The organism is Steroidobacter sp., assembly GCF_016790065.1.
GTDB lineage: Bacteria > Pseudomonadota > Gammaproteobacteria > Steroidobacterales > Steroidobacteraceae > Steroidobacter.
On record NZ_JAEUPY010000010.1, the window covers coordinates 1 to 3,357 of the forward strand.

At 61.4% G+C, this 3,357-nt stretch carries 4 protein-coding genes and 1 pseudogene; 3 read left to right on the top strand and 2 right to left on the bottom strand.

Annotated elements, in window-relative coordinates; all coding sequences use genetic code 11:
- Nucleotides 1-1,021, bottom strand: a 1,021-nt coding sequence (locus JNL55_RS00205) for a TonB-dependent receptor (RefSeq protein ID WP_293848082.1), incomplete at its 3' end; no start/stop codon positions are given.
- 198 nt (nt 1,022-1,219) lie between these two features.
- Between JNL55_RS00205 and JNL55_RS00210 the strand changes: the two genes are divergently transcribed.
- A complete protein-coding gene (locus JNL55_RS00210) occupies nt 1,220-1,744 on the top strand; it encodes an RNA polymerase sigma factor (RefSeq protein ID WP_293848083.1) in 525 nt (174 codons plus the stop codon).
- Nucleotides 1,745-1,762: 18 nt separating this feature from the next.
- Nucleotides 1,763-2,881 (top strand): FecR family protein, encoded by a 1,119-nt coding sequence (locus JNL55_RS00215; RefSeq protein WP_293848085.1) that lies wholly within the window; start codon nt 1,763-1,765, stop codon nt 2,879-2,881.
- Between the two features lie 47 nt (nt 2,882-2,928).
- On the opposite strand, the gene JNL55_RS37280 is transcribed toward JNL55_RS00215, so the two are convergent.
- Nucleotides 2,929-3,102 (bottom strand): type II toxin-antitoxin system CcdA family antitoxin, encoded by a 174-nt coding sequence (locus JNL55_RS37280; protein ID WP_415922973.1) that lies wholly within the window; start codon nt 3,100-3,102, stop codon nt 2,929-2,931.
- Between the two features lie 161 nt (nt 3,103-3,263).
- Here JNL55_RS37280 and JNL55_RS37285 point away from each other — a divergent pair.
- A pseudogene (locus JNL55_RS37285) lies at nt 3,264-3,357 on the top strand (YaiI/YqxD family protein); the annotation flags it as partial.

Sequence of the window (3,357 nt, forward strand, 5' to 3'; positions counted from 1 at the left end):
GGAACGGATTGGTGGTCGAATACAACAGACCCGGGCTATTTTGCAGGACCCGTTGGTAGCCTCGTTGCATCAACTCCGGCCGGTCGGCGTTCACCAGCCATTGGGTCTCCGAGTAATGCCCGGTCAGCAGCACGTTGCTGCGACCTTCCTCCAGCGACGTGCCGTAGGAAAAATCGTAGCTGCGGATCGGCGCGTCGGCATCGAAAGTATTCTCATAGCGTACCCGCGCTTCGCCGCCATCGTAGTTCTGCTTGAGTACCACATTGACCACGCCGCCCATGGCAGCTCCGCCGTAGATCGCCGATGCGGCCGAAGGCAGCACCTCGATGCGTTCGATCGCGCTCAGCGGAATGGTATTCACGTCGGCCTGCAGATTGCCGCCGAAATAGGCTGCACCGATGGCGCGACGACCGTTGATGAGCACCAGCGTGCTCTGGGTTCCGAGGTTTCTGAGATTGATCTTGCTGGCGTTGCCGGCGGCGTTCACGTTCAGCTGCCCATCGGAAAGCGCGGCGGTGTTCGCAGGCAAGCTACGCTTCAGGAAACTCTCGACGCTCACTGCATTGGAACGCTCGATCGCTCCGCTATCCAGGATTTGATAGGGCTGTGCATCGTCTCGAGTGCGCACCACATCCATGTTCAGAATGCGTGAGCCGCTCACTAGCACCTCGGGGATACCCTGTCGGGTACCTTCGGTCCGGCCGACATCTTCGGCGGCGAAGATGGACACGGTACGGTCGTCGACGAATTCGTACAGCAAGGCGGACTTCTGCAACAGCCGGCGCAGCGCCTGTTCCGGAGTGAGACTGCCTTGCACCTCCGGCGCGTCGATGCCTTCGAGCCGATCGGTGTAGAAGATGACTCGCAGATCCGACTGCTCGCCGAACTTCACCAGCGCGGCGCTGAGCGGCTGCGAAGGCAGATCGAACTGCACCTCTCGCTGCACCGGGCTCGCCGCCAGTGCGACACTGCCCAGCAGGGCAAACCCGGTTGCGCTGACCACGGACTGCATGACTTTCATCGCTCCACTCCCCATTGTTCTAGTGCCGGCGGCGCCGAGCATTGCCCGGCCCCTCGACCTGGATAGAGTGTTCGCGGCAGCACTTTCGGGACAGCCGGCTGCAAGAGCCCATAAACTGGATTCACCTGTCCCATTTTCCGGCGTTCAAACACTCTATGGTGGAGTGCGCTACGGTTGAGCTTGTCATGAGAGTAGACAGTGGACCTGGAAAAGCAGCAACAGCGGGATGAGCTGGACCCCTCCGGTCCCGACGCTCAGCAGTACCGTAGCGAGCTGCATCGGTACTTGATCCGCCGCTTACGCAGCAGCGAGGATGCCCGCGACCTCGCCCAGGAGGCCTACCTGCGCTATCTGCAACTTCCCGACCACGGCGCCATCCGCAAGCCCGCGGGTTATCTGTTCCGGATCGCCGTGAATCTGATCTACGAGTGGCGCTTGCGTCGCGACCGCTCGGCGGTCACCTACAACTCCGAGCTCGCTGACAAGTGCTCCAATGTAATGCCGGACAACGGCGTCGATGTCTGCGAACAGCTAGCGAGCGCTGAACGCCTGCGCAACGTGCTCGAACAGATTCCGCTGACTTACCGGCGGGTGCTCATCATGAGCAAGTGCGAGGGCCTGACCAATGCGCAGATCGCCGCACGGCTGAACCTTTCGCCGGAATCCGTCATGAAGTATCTGGCTCGTGCAACCGCCTACGCTCGCCGGGCGCAGTGGGATTGAGATCCAAGGACCGCCGCTATGAGTCACCGCCCGCCAGCCATCAGCCCGCTCGATTTCAAGACGTCCGAAGAGGCCGCCTTGTGGCTGCAGCGCCTCGAACACGAAGATTCCGCCGAGACTCGCGCGGCGTTTGCCGCTTGGGTGCGTAGCGGCGCCGGCAATCTCGAAGAGTTTCTGCTGGCGCAGGCCGTGTGGAAGGAGCTGGACCATCTCGATTCTGGTCTGCGAGCAGCCGAGGAAGAAATGAGCGAGGGCTCGATCGTCGATCTGCATGGGACACGCGGTCGTGATGAGGTGTCGCGCGCATCGCCATCGATTGGTGTGACATCAGCTCCGGCTCAGCCGCGGCGACGTGCTTGGCTCGCCGCCATTGCCGCATGCTTCTGCGTCGTCACCATTGCGTCGCTGGCGTGGCACTCTCTTTGGTCGGATGTGTACACGACGCGGCCAGGCGATCAAAAAACCGTCAAGCTCGATGACGGCTCAGTCGTCTACATGAACACGCACTCTCGTATTCGAGTGCGCTACTCCGAACAACAGCGCACCGTGCAATTGCTCGAAGGCGAAGCGTTGTTCGCCGTCGAGCACGATGCTTCCCGACCGTTCTTCGTCGTTACGGACAGCGCACGTGTGCGTGCCATCGGGACGCGATTCAATGTCTATCGAAACAGCGACACCACGACTCGAGTCGCGGTCGTCGAAGGCTTAGTGCAAGTTACCAGCGACGCTCCGGCGGCCAGCCAAGCCGACCAGGGCTCTAATGAGGTTGGCGTCGTCATACCAACACCAGACTCCATCCGCTTGGCCGCCGGCGACGAGGTCCAGATCGACCGTGGTCGCATCAGCAAAGCCGCCGAGCCCAACATCGATCGCGCCGTCGCCTGGCAAGGCCGCCGTCTGATTTTCGTCGGCGACTCGGTCGCCGAGGTCGCCGCTCAGTTCAACCGCTACAACAGCGTACACATCCGCGTCGACGACCCAGCCATTCGCGCCCGCCGCATCACCGGCACATTCGACGCCGACGACTTCATGCCCTTCATCCGCTTCATCTCTCGCGACCCCAAAGTGCACGTCACCCTGAACGATCGCGAAGTCCTCATCCAGGCTCGCGCCGCTTCGGATAGGATCGTTGAATAACAATTTGGCGGTGCGGGAACAGACGCTCCACACCGCTAACTGTTCTCTCAGAAGCTCCGGCTCCCGTCGGAAAAGACGCCGTGCCTCACTACCTGCCGGTTGTAGGTCGAGATAGAGTCGCGGTTCTCCCTTCGCCACTGGCGCTGCGCTTCCCGTGTGGCAGCCGGATTGATTTTCGAGGCGCAAACTACCTTCGATTGATCACGTCTGGCGGGCGGCATAGCGAAGCTCCGAAGGCACTGATGGCCAAGGTCGTAGTGCACATACTATAGATGTGACCTTACTCGGCACTGCCCCCCCGGGGGACACTCGATCACCGCCACCTTATTCCCGATAGAATGCCCTCAGTGTCGACAGCAAGGTCGAACCACTGAGGGGTCCGATGCAGATTTGGGTGGATGCAGACGCCTGTCCGGGCGCGATCAAAGAGATTTTGTTTCGTGCCGCCGAGCGCAGGAGCGTGCCGGTGACGTTGG

Coding starts and splice junctions, on each gene's coding strand:
- JNL55_RS00215 (WP_293848085.1), top strand. CDS start 1,763: ATGAGTCACCGCCCGCCAGCCATCAGCCCGCTCGATTTCAAGACGTCC.
- JNL55_RS37280 (WP_415922973.1), bottom strand. CDS start 3,102: ATGCCGCCCGCCAGACGTGATCAATCGAAGGTAGTTTGCGCCTCGAAA.